The organism is Victivallis lenta, assembly GCF_009695545.1.
GTDB classification, from domain to species: Bacteria; Verrucomicrobiota; Lentisphaeria; order Victivallales; family Victivallaceae; genus Victivallis; species Victivallis lenta.
Genome location: NZ_VUNS01000013.1, coordinates 118,834 through 133,558, shown reverse-complemented (window position 1 = coordinate 133,558; position 14,725 = coordinate 118,834). Strand labels below are relative to the sequence as shown.

13 protein-coding genes and 1 pseudogene are annotated in these 14,725 nt (G+C 63.6%); 9 read left to right on the top strand and 5 right to left on the bottom strand.

Translation table 11 applies throughout. The annotated features are described in order from the left end of the window. The first annotated feature begins 12 nt into the window (after window positions 1–12). The gene (locus tag FYJ85_RS12840; RefSeq protein ID WP_106055284.1) at window positions 13–327 is read left to right on the top strand and encodes an ArsR/SmtB family transcription factor; all 315 of its coding nucleotides are present in this window, start codon (window positions 13–15) and stop codon (window positions 325–327) included. Here FYJ85_RS12840 and FYJ85_RS12835 read toward each other — a convergent pair. Continuing rightward, window positions 275–781: an acetyltransferase gene (locus FYJ85_RS12835; RefSeq protein ID WP_106055285.1), complete on the bottom strand. Its 507-nt coding sequence runs from the start codon at window positions 779–781 to the stop codon at window positions 275–277. The two genes, FYJ85_RS12840 and FYJ85_RS12835, sit on opposite strands and share 53 nt — an antisense overlap. Before the next feature lie 165 nt (window positions 782–946). Between FYJ85_RS12835 and FYJ85_RS24440 the strand changes: the two are divergent. Further along, window positions 947–1,306, top strand: a pseudogene (locus FYJ85_RS24440) (GNAT family N-acetyltransferase); the annotation flags it as partial. A gap of 30 nt (window positions 1,307–1,336) precedes the next feature. Beyond that, window positions 1,337–1,960, top strand: coding sequence for a GNAT family N-acetyltransferase (locus tag FYJ85_RS24435; RefSeq protein ID WP_353890776.1), 624 nt, complete (start codon window positions 1,337–1,339; stop codon window positions 1,958–1,960). A gap of 128 nt (window positions 1,961–2,088) precedes the next feature. Here FYJ85_RS24435 and FYJ85_RS12825 read toward each other — a convergent pair whose 3' ends face one another. Next, the gene (locus tag FYJ85_RS12825) at window positions 2,089–2,991 is read right to left on the bottom strand and encodes a LysR family transcriptional regulator (RefSeq protein ID WP_106055287.1); all 903 of its coding nucleotides are present in this window, start codon (window positions 2,989–2,991) and stop codon (window positions 2,089–2,091) included. A gap of 234 nt (window positions 2,992–3,225) precedes the next feature. Then, window positions 3,226–4,224: a diaminopimelate dehydrogenase gene (locus tag FYJ85_RS12820; protein WP_154419015.1), complete on the bottom strand. Its 999-nt coding sequence runs from the start codon at window positions 4,222–4,224 to the stop codon at window positions 3,226–3,228. Between the two features lie 220 nt (window positions 4,225–4,444). Here FYJ85_RS12820 and FYJ85_RS12815 point away from each other — a divergent pair, with 220 nt between their 5' ends. Genes FYJ85_RS12815 through FYJ85_RS12790 form a run of 6 tightly spaced genes read left to right on the top strand, consistent with a single transcriptional unit; the run spans window position 4,445 to window position 11,727 of the window. Further along, complete coding sequence (locus tag FYJ85_RS12815) at window positions 4,445–6,118, top strand: AMP-binding protein (RefSeq protein ID WP_106055803.1); 1,674 nt, start codon at window positions 4,445–4,447, stop codon at window positions 6,116–6,118. 13 nt (window positions 6,119–6,131) lie between these two features. After that, complete coding sequence (locus FYJ85_RS12810; RefSeq protein WP_106055289.1) at window positions 6,132–6,662, top strand: hypothetical protein; 531 nt, start codon at window positions 6,132–6,134, stop codon at window positions 6,660–6,662. 27 nt (window positions 6,663–6,689) lie between these two features. Next, window positions 6,690–8,642, top strand: coding sequence for a pilus assembly protein TadG-related protein (locus FYJ85_RS12805; RefSeq protein WP_106055290.1), 1,953 nt, complete (start codon window positions 6,690–6,692; stop codon window positions 8,640–8,642). Between the two features lie 2 nt (window positions 8,643–8,644). Beyond that, on the top strand, window positions 8,645–9,346 hold the full coding sequence (locus tag FYJ85_RS12800; RefSeq protein ID WP_154419013.1) for a hypothetical protein: 702 nt from the start codon (window positions 8,645–8,647) through the stop codon (window positions 9,344–9,346). A gap of 6 nt (window positions 9,347–9,352) precedes the next feature. Continuing rightward, entirely contained in the window at window positions 9,353–10,465 is a 1,113-nt protein-coding gene (locus tag FYJ85_RS12795; RefSeq protein WP_106055292.1) for a glycerate kinase, read from the top strand. Next, a complete protein-coding gene (locus tag FYJ85_RS12790) occupies window positions 10,462–11,727 on the top strand; it encodes a nicotinamide-nucleotide amidohydrolase family protein (protein ID WP_106055293.1) in 1,266 nt (421 codons plus the stop codon). Before FYJ85_RS12795 ends, FYJ85_RS12790 begins: the two co-directional genes overlap by 4 nt. On the opposite strand, the gene FYJ85_RS12785 is transcribed toward FYJ85_RS12790, so the two are convergent. Beyond that, on the bottom strand, window positions 11,665–13,068 hold the full coding sequence (locus tag FYJ85_RS12785) for a hypothetical protein (protein ID WP_106055294.1): 1,404 nt from the start codon (window positions 13,066–13,068) through the stop codon (window positions 11,665–11,667). The genes FYJ85_RS12790 and FYJ85_RS12785 overlap by 63 nt on opposite strands. 60 nt (window positions 13,069–13,128) lie before the next feature. Beyond that, a complete protein-coding gene (gene pepD / locus FYJ85_RS12780) occupies window positions 13,129–14,571 on the bottom strand; it encodes a beta-Ala-His dipeptidase (protein ID WP_154419011.1) in 1,443 nt (480 codons plus the stop codon). Window positions 14,572–14,725 lie beyond the last annotated feature (154 nt).

The window sequence follows — 14,725 nt, the reverse complement described above, 5'->3', positions numbered from 1 at the left end:
GGAGGTGCGGCCATGTCGGAAACGGAACGGCTGCCCGATGAATTTCTGAATGCGATGGCGGAGGTGATCAAACTGATCGGCCACCCGCTGAGGCTGCGGATTCTGGAGTATCTCGATCTGCACGGCGAATGCACGGTCAACACGATCGTCGCCGGAATCTCCGGGCAGCAGAGCGCCGTCTCGCAGCATCTGAATAAAATGCGCATGGCGGGCATCGTCGCCTGCCGCCGGGAGGGGCGGCAGATCCTCTACCGGATCGGGGCGGTCAACGCCGTCACGATTCTGAACTGCCTTCGCGGCAAGTACCGCTCGCTTCAGGAGGAGTGAGGCCGGAATCGGCGGACAGCCGCATATGGAGGATCGGGTACGGGCAGCCCTGTCCGTCCGTCTCACTCCGGCCGCAGACCCGGAACCCGAGGCGCTCATAGAAACCCCGGGCCTGCGGATTCTGTTCGTTCACGTCGACTTCGCGGACGCCGCGGGCTTCGACGGCGTGACGCAGCAGCAGCCTGCCGACGCCTTTGCCCCTCTCCTCCGGTGCGACGAAGAGCATTTCCAGCTTGTTCCCGGCGATTCCCATAAAAGCGACGGGTTCGTCCGCGCCGTTTACGGCCGCCGCCAGAACCGGAACTTCACGGAGGGCGGCGGGGACATACTCCGCGATCCGCCGGATTTCGGGTTCCGGCAGGAACCGGTGAGTGGCCCGGACCGACCGTTCCCAGATGTTCAGCAGCCTGCGGAGCAGGGGAGCGTTCCGCTCTTCTATTTCGATGATTCTCATGACGGTCGCCTTTCGTGTTGCGGCAGAGAGTATACTCTCCCCCGGACCGGATTGCAACCGGAATTCCGGGGATTTCCGCGGAGAAACCACGGTTTTGCGCTTCCGGCCTTGACATCGGCGCTCTCTCCTCATATATTACCGATCATTTCATATGGGGGATTTCAAATGAAAGTCAGACCGATATCGCCTGTCGATCTGGATGCGTGGACGGCGCTGCGCCATGAGCTGTGGCCGCGTCACTCTCCGGACGATTTGCGCCGGGAGAGCGTCGAACTTTTCCGGCGGAGCGATACCGCTTTTTTCTGTGTCGAGGAGCGGGGCGAATGGCTCGGCATCGCCGAAGCTTCTCTCCGGTCGCCGGCGCGGGGCCATCTGGAGGGATGGTACGTGAAGCCGGAGTACCGGCGGCGCGGCGTCGGCCGGGCGCTGGTCGGCGCGGTGGAGGCCTGGTGCATCTCCAGGGGCTGCACGGTTCTCGGATCGGATACCGACGGGGATTACCCGGTCAGCCCGGCCGCCCACCGGGCGCTCGGTTTTCGTGAGGACGGGTCGCCGCTGCTTTTCCGCAAGGAGCTCGGCACGTGTGCCAATACGCCCCGGCTCGAAACGGAGCGGCTGATCCTGCGCCGGTTCTCCGAGGCGGATGTGGACGACCTGTACGCGCTTCTCCGGGACCCGGACGTGAACCGTTTTCTTCCCTGGTTTCCGACGGAGACGCGGGAGGAGGCCGCGGCATTTCTGCACGAGCGCTTTCTCGACACCTGTTCGCTCCCTTCCGCCTATCGTTATGCCGTCTGCCGGAAGACGGACGACCGGCCGATCGGCTATGTCCGGCTTGCTGCGGACGACAGCCGCGACTTCGGCTACGGATTGCGGAAGGAGTTCTGGCGGCAGGGGATTGTGACGGAGGCGGCCCGTGCGGTGGTCTTCCGGCTCCGGCAGGACGGAGTTCCGTACATCACCGCCACGCACGACGTCAACAACCCGGCCAGCGGAGAAGTGATGAAAAAGATCGGCATGACCTACCGTTACAGCTACGAAGAACTCTGGCAGCCGAAGAACATTCCGGTCGTCTTTCGGATGTATCAGCTGAATTTTTCCCGGGAGGACGGCTGGACTTACCGGAAGTATTGGGACCGGTGCGAACACCACTTCATCGAAGAGCTGCCGTCGCGCTGAGCGGGGCCGCGCGTTTCGGGGAGCTCCGCATCCGGCCTTCGGGGGAAGGGCGGTCGTGCAATGGAATTCAAGGGGATTGCGTTTCAGGGAACGAAGCTTTATCCGTTTGAATGAAGGAGCGGCAACCGTCAGCCTTCCGGTTCGGAGAATTTTTTCTTGATTCTTTCCAGAAAAAGCCCGGCGGCGGCGGAGAATACCTGATATTTTTTCCAGACGATATTCAAACCTGATTCCAGCCGGGGCTCGAACGGGCGGAAGCAGAGGTTGTGATGCCCGGTCACGCTCACGAGCTTGTCGAGCGAAATCGCGTAACCGATTCCCTCCTCCACCATCAGCGCGGCGTTGTAGATCAGATTGTAGGTCGCCACGATATTCCCCTTGTCGAATCCGTCGCCGAGCCAGTTCAGGACTTCGTTGTATCCGGAATTCTGCTGGAGAGGCTGTCTCGAACAGATCAGCGGCAATCCGGCCAGGTCTCCGCGGGCAACCGTCTTTTGGGCGGCGAGCGGCGAATCTTTGCGCATGACCACGCCCCAGACGTCCTTCTCCGGCAAATTCACATAATCGTACTTCGCAATATTGACCGGCTGAATCAGGATGCCGAAATCCAGCATCCCTTTGTCGAGACGCTCCGTCACATCCTCGGCATTGCCGCTGTAGATATGGTAGCGGATATCCGGATAATCCTCATGCAGCTCGCCGATGATTCGGGCGATCTGCCGCATCGCGTCGGTCTCGCCGCCGCCGATGTGGATGTCTCCGGCGATATTGTCGCCCATCGAATCGAATTCGGCTTCGGTTTTATGGACCATCTCCATGATCTCTTCGGCGCGTTTGCGCAGCAGCATGCCTTCCGGAGTCAGCGAAACGCTGTGGCTGCCGCGAATGAAAAGCTGCTGCCCGAGTTCGTCTTCGAGATCCTTCAGCTGCCGGGAAAGCGTCGGCTGCGTGACGTGAAGCGCCTGCGCCGCACCGGTGATGCTGCCTTCGCGGGCCACGCCGAGAAAATACCGCAATACCCTGAGTTCCATCCCATGACTCCTTTCGGTTGACGCGACGACATGCCGCCCGGCGGTATCCGTTTCAGGCATGTCGGGATATCTGCTCGGTGAACTCTGCGCGGCTTCACCGGCCGCCCGCGCAGAAGCTTATGAAACGGGCCTGTCCTGCCCGTCCGGACCGGAGAAGCGGACGCGATATCGCCGCAGACCGGCGGGAAGGGAGCATTCCCGCTCCCGCCTGATCCGCGGCGCGGAACACCGGCATTACATCCAGTGCTCCAGGAGCTCCTCGCGGCTCAGCGTCGTGAAGTAGGCCGGCGGAATGTCGAGAATCGTGAAGGCGCCGGAGCGGTTCTCCCCGGCGAGGCGCGCCGCGGCGCGGGCGTGGGCGACCAGGACGTTTGCGGTCGCTTCGGGATTGCTGCCCCAGATGCAGCGGTATTCGACCCGGGCGGCATGGCGGTCGCCGGTTTCGCCGACCGCGATCGCGAGCCCGTCGTGCGGAAACCCCTTGTACTTTTCGTCGAGCTCCTGCTGGCTTACGAAGTTGACCGTGGTCTTGTACGGCGCGAAGTATCCGGGCATCGAAAGGATCGTCTTCGTGACCGCCTCCCGGTCGGCGCCTTCCTCGAGGACGACGAAACATTCGCGCGTATGCATGTCGCCGGGCTCGAAGGCCGGGTTTTCGCCGCGGCGGACCCGCTCGATCGCTTCGGGGATCGCGTGCGTGAACTGGCGCGCGTCCTTCACGCCCGGAATCGTCCGCAGCGCGTCGGAATGGCCCATGCTGAGCCCGCCCTTTTCGCCGAGGCCGTAAAAGCCGTAGGCCCTCGCTCCCGGAATGAAAGCGCCGCCGAGCACGCGCTCAAGCGAAAAAATACCGGGGTCCCAGCCGGTTGAAATGACCGATACGTGCCCGGACGCCTTTGCCGCCGCGTCGATATCCGCAAAATATTCCGGAATCCGGCTGTGATTGTCGAAGCTGTCGACCGTATTCACATATTTCGCAAATTCGGGCCCCTGCTGCGGCAGGTCGTTTTTCGAGCCGCCGCAGAGAATCGCGACATCGGGACGGAACGCCTTTTTCCAGCCCTCCACATCCGAAATCGCCATGACCGGAACATCCGGCAGCTCTTTTCCGACCCGCTCGGGCGAACGGCTGACGATGCCGACGAGCTCCATATCCGGGTTCTTCCCAAGCGACAGACGCACTCCGCGGCCGACGTTGCCGTAGCCGACGATCATAACGCGAATTTTTTTCATAGAAGCGGCACTCCTTTTCGTGTCCATTCTGATTTGAATTGCGATTAAAATAGTCCGAAAAACGGCTTTTTTCAATATTTTTACGTCCTTTTTTCAGGAAAACGCGTTTCCGCCGGATCGGTTTCGAGTTGCGTTTTGGCATTACCGGTGTATAGTAATTCCAACAGAAATACGGCGGTCAGACAATCCGCGAAAGAAACATTCCGGCATCATGGAAAAAATGAATAAATCGAAAAAAAATCCTTACGAGATCCCTCCTTTTCCCGACTCCTTTCCGGTCGAGGCGCCGGATTATTTCAATTTCGGCTACGACGTCATCGACCGCTGGGCGGAAAAGGACCGCAACAAGCTCGCCATGATCTGGCGCAACCAGCACGGCGAGGAGAAACACTTCACGTTTCACGACCTGTCGCGGCTCTCGAACCAGGCGGCGAATCTGCTGATCAAGCACGGCATTTCGAAGGGGGACCGGGTTTTTCTCATGCTCCCCCGGCTGCCGGAGTGGTGGATTTTTTCGATCGCGCTCATCAAGCTCGGCGCGATTCAATGCCCGTCGCCGACGCTCCTGACGCCGCACGACCTTGAATTCCGGGTCAAGTTCGGAAAATTCAAAATGGTCATCACCGATACCGAAAACGCCTACAAGTTCGACGAAATTTACGACGAATGCCCGTCGCTGGCCTCCCGGCTGCTCGTCGACGGCGAACGGCCGAACTGGATCAGCTACCGGGCCGAAATCTCCGGGCCGAATGCGAAGCTTTCGCGCCGCGAGGTCAAAAGCCCGATCAAGATCCATACCAAGTCCGATATGCCGATGCTGCTGATCTTCACCAGCGGCACGAGCAAATACCCGAAGATGGTGCTGCACACCCACGCCTACCCGCTCGGGCATCGGGTCACCGCCGAACTCTGGCATGGGCTTTCGGCCAATGACCTGCATATGACCGTCTCCGACACGGGATGGGGCAAGAACCTGTGGGGGAACTATTTCGGACAGTGGATCATCGGCTGCTGCGTCTTCATCTACGACATTCGCGGGAAGTTCCACGCCGACGAACTTCTGCCGATCCTCGAGCATTACGAGATCACGAGCTTCTGCGCGCCGCCGACGGTCTACCGCATGCTGACGCTCTCGGACCTCTCGCGCTTCGACTTCTCCGAACTGCGCCACTGCACGACGGCGGGAGAACCGATGCAGACCGAAACCATCCGGCTCTGGAAGGAGAGCACGGGGCTCACCATCCGCGAGGCCTACGGCCAGACCGAAACGGTCTGCATGATCGGCACTTTCCTCGGCATGGGAGTCAAGCCCGGTTCGATGGGCATCCCCGCGCCGGGCTGGGACGTCGAGCTGCACGACGAAGACGGCAACCCGGTCAAGAAGGGAGACGACGGCCGGATCGCGCTCTGCCTTGAAACCCATCGTCCGGTCGGCCTCACGGAGCAGTATCTCGACAATCCCGAGGAAAACGCGGCTTCGTTCGTCGGGGATTATTATTACACCGGAGACCGCGCCTACTGCGACGAGGACGGTTATTTCTGGTTCGTCGGGCGGACCGATGACATCATCAAGAGTTCCGGCTACCGGATCAGTCCTTCCGAAGTCGAGGACGTCATCGCCAAGCATCCGGCCGTCTACGAGGTTGCCGTGGTCGGGGCGCCGGACCCGCTGCGCGGCGCCCGGGTCAAGGCGTATATCGTGCTGCGTCCGGATTTCGAAGCGACCGAGAGCCTCGTGCGCGAACTGCAGCAGTTCGTGAAACGTGAAACCGCGCCGTACAAATATCCGCGCGAAATCGAATTCGTTTCGAATATGCCCAAGACGTTTTCCGGCAAAATCAAACGGGACACGCTCCGCCGCCACGCCCAGACGGGAGAACAGTGGGGGGAGTGACGAAAGGGCCGCGATGCGGGTGAGAAAAAGCAGATGTTCCCGCGAACGGGGCGCCGCGATCTTCGAATCGATGGCGGCGCTCACCGTGCTGTGTCTGCTTTTTTTTGCGCTGCTGCAGATTTTTTACTGGTGCATCCAGACCCAGTTCTGCGAATACGCGGCCTTTTACGCGTCGAAATCCGTCGCGCTCGGCTACCGGCCGAATTTCTGCCTGCGCGCGGCGCGGGTGGCGGCCATCAGCATCTCGGGGCCGCGCCGCGGCCGGACGAACCTCTCCGAGAAGGAGGGGGCGGAGCTTTATATGACCGAAGGTGATGCGAGCGGCGTCTATTATGACTACTGGTATCCGCAGCGAAGCACCGCGCCGGAGCTGACGCTCACTGCCGGAACCGGCCCGGTGGCGAGCAGCACGATCCAGCTTAAAAACGCCCCGCTGCTCGAAGCGTTGTTCGCCAATTTCGCCAGGGTCTTCATGATCGGGGAGAATCCGGAGCCGAAGAGCTCCGTCGGGACCTACAACTACTCGCTGCTCTATATGGAGTAACTCCGCAGGGAGAGGGAAACGCGCGCCATGAAAAACAGACGGAACAAGCGTGAGTCCGGCCAGGTTCTGCTGACCGGACTGGTCATGATGCTGATCATTCTCCTCGCGATCCTGCTGCTCTTCGACGTCCACAGCGTCATTCGCGCCAAGTACAAGGTCGAGACCGCGAACCAGGCTGCGGCGCTCGCCGCGGCCGAGTGGCAGAAGGAGTCGCTGAATTTACTCGGCGAAATCAACCTCATCAAGGCGTGCGAAACGCTGCTGGAGTCGGAGGATCACTGGCCGGCCGCATCGCCGGACCCGTCCCTGACGCCGGAAGAGGCGCGCGCGAAGCTCCTGCGGGAGCGGATCGGGCTCCTGACCGAAATGCAGGTCCGCGTTTCGTTCCTCGGTCCGCTGGTCGGCTTCGCTGCCGCGCAGCAGGCGGCCAAGCAGAACGGATTGACGCCGGTCATGAATGCGGACAATACGCTCCCGCTCGAGGATTACGTTCAATTGCTGCAGGAAAACTGGCGGTATCTGCAGGTTTCCGACGTGCGGAACTTCAAATGGCGGATTCCGTATCTGAACATGGTTTCGGACATCGTCAGCCAGGGAATCGTCGTCTATCCGAATGCGCGTGTGGCCAACAATCCGATCGTGGAGCCGGGGGGGCTGGCCAAAGACGCGCTCTATCAGGAGATCATGCGCCACCGTGCCGAGATCGCCGCGGCGGATCCGCCGGAGCAGAGCGACTGGCATGGAGTCATCTATCCGTTCGTCCGGAAGATGAGCGATGCCGACTACGAGGGGAAATGGTGGAACATCGATTACAGCATGTCGGAGTTTCCGCACGAGAGCGAGATTTTCACGCTCGGCGTCGAATACGACTCTTCGGACTACGACGAAAACACCCGCGCGACCATCCAGACCCTGCTCGGAAACCGGAACGCATACAGCGTCACCGATCTGCCGCCGGTGCAGTTCTGCGTTTACGACAAATTCTGGTATCCGGACTACTACCGGAACAACTACACCGATTACGACGACAACCATTACAGCTGGTGGTTCGAAGCGGGCGTCCTGCGGCAGCCGGTCAAGCCGCAATACATCTACGAAGGGCCGGCCGCGTATGCGGAGAGCGCCGCGAACATCAACCTGGTCAGCCGCTATGCCGTGACCGGAGACCGGCGTTCGGCCGATGTCGGCAGGCGCTTTGTCCGCCGGCGGGACCCGGAGGGCGGCGGCTACAGCCGGAGAATCGGCACGCGCCGGGCGAGTTCGGCCAATGCGAATCTGGTCGAAACCGATTACCGCCCCGGCGCGATCGCCAAAGTGCTCGGCGAACTCGGGCAGGGGGCGCCTCCGATTACGCTGCCGGTCATCCTGCCGGTGTTCGACAACACGACGCTGACGCCGACTTACATGCCGATGCCGTACGGTTTCGGCGTCCTGCGGGTCACGAATTCGCCGCTGGACCGTTTTCTGAACTGGCTCTCGCGGGAGGAGTCGCTGTTCGCGTACGGCACCTCGCCGCCGCTCGGAACCTCCGGCTACCTCGAAGCGCTTCAGATCCTGACCGACGGGCCGGGGTTCCGCTGTTACGGCTGGAATCCGTCGTGGAACGCGAGCGCCTTCGACAGCCGTTACCGATCCGATGCCGCGCGGCTGTTCACAGACCGCAGCTACGTCTACTCCCGGTCGAACACCGGCGGCGCGGGGTGGCTGCAGGAGGCGCAGGAATTTACGCTGACCAACTCCGCCGAGGCCGGCATTCAGGAGGTGGAGGATTACGTGAACGGCGGGACGGCCAGGCGTTTCTTCAGCAGCAGCAACAGCCGCGTTTACATCGTGGTGGATTCGAAGGGGCATATCGTCACCAACGATGAAATCGATCCAACCGTGCACTACTTCACCGGCGGCGGGAGCGGCGGGAGCGGCCCCGGCTTCAACGGCACCCAGGACCGGCCGGATACGCAGCCCGGACCGCCGAGGATATGAAAATGAACTGCGAAACGCACATGGTTCCGCACCGGGCCGGAGAATCCGGCCAGGCGACCCTCGAGTTGGCCGCCATCCTGGTCGGGATTATCGCCATGGCCGTCGGCTTCCTGTTCGTCGCGGGACTGTCGCTTTCGGACAACCGGACGCTGCTCGAGGCCAAGAAATCGGCGGAGTGGAACGCGAGGAACGGCGGCAATGTCCGGGAATCCGCCGGAGAACTCACCGGCTGGGTTTACGGCGAAACCACCATCGGGCGGGAAAACATCGTCGTGCCGTTCTCGTCGCGGGACCGGAGCGGCAACACGCTGGATTCCCAGCTCAAAACGGCCGGCGATGCATTCCAAAGCGCCTCCAGCTCCGAGCCGGACGCCCGTTATCCCTACGACTACCGCTGGATCAGCCCGCGCACCTTCGACTCCGGCTTCGGCGCCGACTTCGTCAGCAGCCTGTCGAACGGCTACAACGCGGCGAAGCTGGTCCGCGGCAGCGGTTCGACCGAAAACAGCCCGGTTTTCTCCTTCGATGAGAGCGGTCTCCTCGAAGGCGGCCGGTATATCGACAACACCCGGACGCGGGCCCGGACGCGGGCGGCGATGCGCGACACCTTCCATCAATGGTTCGGCATCAGAATCCGCCAGAACCAGCTGACGGACAGCCCGGCCAATCAGGTCTACATGCCGTCCGGGAACCATGAGGACTGAAACAGCATGAAATGGCTTATCGCACCGGATTCCTTCAAGAACTGCCTGCGCTCGCCGCAGGTCGCCGCGCAGCTCGCTGCGGGAATCCGCGACATCTCCCCGGACGATGAAATCATCGAACTCCCGCTGGCCGACGGCGGCGAAGGAACCGCCGAAGCCGCGGCGCGCGCTGCGGGCGGCACGCTCGAAAGCGTTCCGGTAACCGGTCCGCTCGGCAATCCGGTCGAAGCGCGCTTCGCGCGGCTGCCCGCCGGAACCGTGGTGGTTGAAATGGCCGAAGCCGCGGGGCTCGAACGGCTGCCGGACGGAAAAAACGATCCGCTCCGGGCCACGACCTACGGCGTCGGCGAGTTGTTCCTCAAGCTGCTGAAAAACGGAACGCGCGATTTCGTCATCGGCATCGGCGGCAGCGCGACGGTGGACGGCGGACTCGGCTTCGTCCAGGCGCTCGGGGCCGTCTGCCGCGACGCGCAGGGGCGGATCATTCCGCCCGGAGCGGGCGGCGGCGCGCTCTCGGAGGTCGCCGCGCTCGATTGCTCCGCGCTGCCGCCGGAACTTGTGCAGGCGCGAATCCGCATCGGTTCGGATGTGACCAACCCGCTGACCGGTCCGCGCGGAGCGGCGCGGGTCTTCGGTCCGCAGAAGGGGGCCGGACCCGGGCAGGTCGAAACGCTTGAGGCCGGACTCCGCCGCTGGGCGGAGCTCTGGCGGGACGCGGGTGACGTTCCGGGCGACGGCGCTGCGGGCGGGCTCGGGTTTCTGCTGCGCCGGCTCGGCGCGACGACCGAATCGGGTGCGGAACTCCTGCTCGGCCTGGCCGGTTTCGACCGGAAGCTCGCCGGAACCGGCTGGGTCGTGACCGGCGAAGGCAGGACCGACCGCCAGAGCCTCGACGGCAAGCTCTGCTCCGTTGTCGCGGCGCGCGCTGCGCGGGCCGGGGTCGGAACCATCCTCTGCTCCGGCGCGCTGGAGCCGGGGCTCGACAGCAAACTTTTCGCTGCGATGTTCAGCATCGGCAGCGGTCCCGTTTCTCTGGCGGAAGCGTTCGCGCAGACGCCGGAGAATTTGCGCCGCATGGGGCGCAATCTCGCCAATCTTGCAAGGAAATCATCATTATGAGCATCGCAGTTATTTCAACCGGAACCGAACTCCTGAAAGGGACCGTTCTCAATACCAACCTCGCGTTTCTCGGGCGCGAACTCGGCACGCTCGGGCTTTCCATCCGCCTCGCCCTGATCGCCGGCGACCGGGAGCAGGAGCTCTACACCGCCTGCGCCGAAGCGCTCGGCGCCGCCGACACGCTGATCATCAGCGGCGGGCTCGGGCCGACCCGCGACGACATCACGCTCGATGCGACGGCCCGCTTCTTCGGACTTGAACTGGAGCCGCATCCGGAGCTGGTCGAAAAGGTCACCGCCTTCTGGCATGAGCGGCACCGGGGCCGGGTTCCCGGACAGGTGCTGCGGCAGGCGCGCGCTCCGCGCGGAGCCGCGATCCTGCCGAACCCGAACGGTTCCGCGTCGGGGTTCCGGATCGACACGGTTTACGACAGCCGCCCGCGGCGGATCTACCTGCTGCCGGGGCCGCCGCGCGAATTCGAGCCGATGGCGCATGCGTCTCTGCTGCCCGAGCTCGCCCGGAGCATGGAGTCGGAGGGGCATGAATACACGCTCGGCTTCCTGGCTGCGGGGGAACCGGAGTTTCAGCTTCAGGTGCGGTTTGAAAAAGCGCTCGAAGGGTTCCCGGTCGAACTCGCCTACTGTGCGACGCCGGCCGGAACGCGGGTTTTTGTTTCGGGGTCCGACTCCGGACAGGTCCGGAACGCGGCGGAACTCGCCCGTTCGCTCTCCGGCCCCTGGGCGCTTCCGTTCGGCGAGCTTGAACTGCCGGCGGCGGTTCTCGCCGAACTCGGCCGGACGCGCCGGACGCTTGTGACCGCGGAATCGTGTACCGGCGGCATGATCTCGGCGGCGCTGACCGCCGTGCCGGGGGCGTCGAACGCCTACCTCGGCGGCGCGGTCGTTTACAGCAACCGTCTCAAGCATCGGCTGCTCGGCGTGCCGCAGGAAATTCTCGACCGCTTCGGCGCCGTGAGTGCCGAATGCGCCGGAGCGATGGTTGACGGCGCGGCGGAACGGCTCGGGGGGGATTGCGCGATCGCGGTAACCGGCATCGCCGGTCCGGCCGGGGACGATACGGATAAACCGGTCGGACTCGTCTACATCGGGGTCCGGGCGGGAGAGAAGCGCTCCGTTGAAGAGTTCCATTTCCGGGGAGACCGTAACGCGGTCCGGGAGCGCAGCTGCGGTAGCGCGCTGCTAATGCTCTACCGGCTTCTCAAGGAAGATGAGGTCGATTCCGCAGCCGGAGCGGGACGGTAGCAGCACGGCTCCGACGTATTCGCCGGCCGGCGGCAGCTCCGTTTCGTCCGCGAGCCGGAGCAGGGTCCGCAGCGTTTCCGGCCGGTCGCGCCAGCGGTCGACCTTGATTTCGACCCGCAGGTCCGGATTCGCCCGCCGGGCGGCGGCCAGCCGTCCGGCCACCAGCCACTGGCGGCCGAGCGACGTTCCGAACGATTCGGAGGCTCCGCCGGCGTTGCTCCGGATCTGTCGCGAAAAGTCCAGCAGGAACAGCAGCTCCAGCGCCAGCGCCGCTGTCAGCAGCAGCCGCCCGAAGAGCCGGTAGTCCGAGGCAAGCACGGCGTAGCCGCGCCAGGCCGGAAGCAGCCATGCGAATGCGAACACCGCCCCGTATTCCCCCCCGCCCGCGCCGGGGAAAAGCAGCGGTGAAAGCGGCAGGCCGATGAGAAGCGTCAGCGCGCAGCTGCCGGCGACCCGGTCGAAGGTGTTTCCCTCTCCGCGCCGGACGCGCCGGATGACGATGGCCACGCCGAGCACCACCAGAAACGCGACGGCCGGCACCGAGGCAAACAGCAGCATGCCGGGCCACCCGAGTCCGGTCTCCGGCGCAAAACGGTCCGAAAAGCCGAAGCCGGTCAGGCAGCGGGCGGAAAGCAGCGCCTCCCGGAATCCGTACTGAAAGCCCGCCAGGGAGAAATCGCGGAACAGGGCCGTATGCAGTGCGGGCGACGCGGCCAGCAGCAGTGCGGCGGCCCCCAGCGCGAAATTTTTCCGATCCCGCCGGAACTCCGCGGGTCGGAACACCAGCGCCCCGGCGGCTGCGCCGGCCGGAAGCAGGATCGCTGCCGGATTCAGGTAACTCATCAGGAGGGCCGTCGCCGCCGATCCGACGGCGGCCCCGGCTTTTCCTTCGCGCATGTAGAGAGCCAGGAACATCGCATAAAGGAGCGATAACCCGACCAGCCACGCCGTGCCGACAGGCATCCGCAGGTAAAACCAGAGGTACGGCGAGCAGAAACAGAGCGCGGCGCCCGGCCCGGCAGGCACATGGAAAATTCCGGCCAGGCGCCACAGCGCCGCCCACGCGCCGAACAGCGCTGCAACGGTCACCGCCGAAGCGATGGCCACCGGGTCGGAAGTGAACAGCAGAAACAGCTGCGTCAGCCAGACCGCCGCCGGGCCGGCAGCTCCGCACGCGCCGGGAGAAGCCGGTCCCCCCGCCGCATTCGCTTCGAGCGCGAGCCGCACCGTCTCCGCCTCGGCGGGAGTCCAGGCGGCATCGCCGGGGTGAAGCAGGGCCAGAAGAGTCGCACCGGCGGCAAACAGCAGAAAACCGTCGAACTTTTTCCAGTCGAATTTCATAGCGGTTTTAAAATAGCGGCGGAGCCGCCGGAATGCAAACCGGGAGCGAAAAAAACACTCTTATAAAGCCGATACCAGCGCTCCGAGGTAGGAGTAGAAGCGTTCGACGCTCGCAATGTCGGCCCGTTCGGACGGGCTGTGCGGATCGAGGATGGTAGGCCCGAACGAGATCATGTCGAGCCCGGGCCGTTTCCCCGCGAAAATGCCGCACTCGAGTCCGGCGGGAATGACCTTCACAAGCACCGCACGGCCGAAAAGCTCGCGGTAGAGCATCGTCGCGGTTTCGAGCAGCCTCGACTCCGGCGCGGGGAGCCAGCCCGGATATTCATTGGTCACCTCCGAAACCGCCCCGGCCTTTTCGAAATGGGCGGCGACGCGCTCCGTCGCGGCCCGCCGCTCGCCATCGGACAAACTCCGCTGGCTGGTGCGGAATACGAGGCGGCCGCCGCGCTCGAATACCGCGGCAAGGTTCGTGCTCGTGCGCGGAATACCGAAGTTTTCGTCCATTTCCAGCACACCGTCCGGACAGCCGGCCAGCGCGAAAACGGCCCTTTCATGCGTCTGCTCCGTCCAGACCCGTTCCGGCAGCGGCGCCTCCGTAAGCGTGATCGCAAAACCGGCGGGCAGGCTGAATTTCTCCCGCAACTGACGTTCGAGCGAGGCGAGAATCTCCAGCGTCTCCTTCCGCCGTTCCGGATTCAGCGCGACCGTCGCCTTCGCCTCGCGCGGAATCGCGTTGTCGAGCGAACCGCCCTCGGCCGAGGCTGCGCGCAGCGCACGGGCGCCGAGCAGCGCCGCGCCGAGAAACTGCACGGCGTTGCCGCGCCGGTCCGCGATATTGCAGCCGGAGTGGCCGCCCGCCAGCCCCTTCACCTCGAGCAATGCGCCGGCGAAGGACGGAGACGGCGTCTCGTACTCCGGCGCGAAGGAGGCTTCGAGGCGCGCGCCTCCGGCGCAGCCGATGAAAAGCTCCCCTTCGTCCTCGGAATCGAGGTTCAGCAGATATTTCCCAGCGAGAAACGCCGGGTCCAGCGCCGTCGCGCCGTTCAGCCCGATCTCCTCGGAGAGCGTAAAAACCGCCGCCAGCGGCCCGGAATGGAACGATTCGTCGAACAGCAGCGCGAGCGCTGCGGCCACGCCGATGCCGTTGTCGCCCCCGAGCGTGGTTCCGGCGGCGGAACGGACGAAGCCGCCGTCGGCGACCGCCGGGATCGGATCTTTTTCGAAATCGAACAAGGAACCGGCTTCCGCCTGCGGCACCATATCGAGATGACCCTGCAGGATCACGGTCGAACGGGTCTCGAATCCCGGCGAGGCGGCGCGGTCGATGCGCAGATTGCCGTAGGCGTCGCGCCTGGCCTTCAGGCCGTGCTGCTCCGCCATCGCGGCGATCGCATCGGCCAGCGCCTTTTCATGGCCGGAGGGATGGGGAATCGCACAGATTTCCGCAAAAATTTCCCAGACCGCCCGAGGTTCCAGCGTACAGATCGAATTTGTGTTCACAGATGCCTCCTCCACAAAAAATGATGTTTTTGCTTTTTATGAAATATACAGTATTTTTCTTCATGAAACAATCGTACTGAGTTGAAAATCCGCAAAAAAACGGTATGTTAATTTCTATAAACGGGGTTGTGGAGGACCCGGACTGTTTGTTTTT

Bases quoted from the DNA above. Each gene is read 5' to 3' on its own strand.
- FYJ85_RS12840 (WP_106055284.1), top strand. From the start codon at position 13: ATGTCGGAAACGGAACGGCTGCCCGATGAATTTCTGAATGCGATGGCG.
- FYJ85_RS12835 (WP_106055285.1), bottom strand. From the start codon at position 781: ATGAGAATCATCGAAATAGAAGAGCGGAACGCTCCCCTGCTCCGCAGG.
- FYJ85_RS12825 (WP_106055287.1), bottom strand. From the start codon at position 2,991: ATGGAACTCAGGGTATTGCGGTATTTTCTCGGCGTGGCCCGCGAAGGC.
- FYJ85_RS12820 (WP_154419015.1), bottom strand. From the start codon at position 4,224: ATGAAAAAAATTCGCGTTATGATCGTCGGCTACGGCAACGTCGGCCGC.
- FYJ85_RS12815 (WP_106055803.1), top strand. From the start codon at position 4,445: ATGAATAAATCGAAAAAAAATCCTTACGAGATCCCTCCTTTTCCCGAC.
- FYJ85_RS12810 (WP_106055289.1), top strand. From the start codon at position 6,132: ATGCGGGTGAGAAAAAGCAGATGTTCCCGCGAACGGGGCGCCGCGATC.
- FYJ85_RS12805 (WP_106055290.1), top strand. From the start codon at position 6,690: ATGAAAAACAGACGGAACAAGCGTGAGTCCGGCCAGGTTCTGCTGACC.
- FYJ85_RS12800 (WP_154419013.1), top strand. From the start codon at position 8,645: ATGAACTGCGAAACGCACATGGTTCCGCACCGGGCCGGAGAATCCGGC.
- FYJ85_RS12795 (WP_106055292.1), top strand. From the start codon at position 9,353: ATGAAATGGCTTATCGCACCGGATTCCTTCAAGAACTGCCTGCGCTCG.
- FYJ85_RS12790 (WP_106055293.1), top strand. From the start codon at position 10,462: ATGAGCATCGCAGTTATTTCAACCGGAACCGAACTCCTGAAAGGGACC.
- FYJ85_RS12785 (WP_106055294.1), bottom strand. From the start codon at position 13,068: ATGAAATTCGACTGGAAAAAGTTCGACGGTTTTCTGCTGTTTGCCGCC.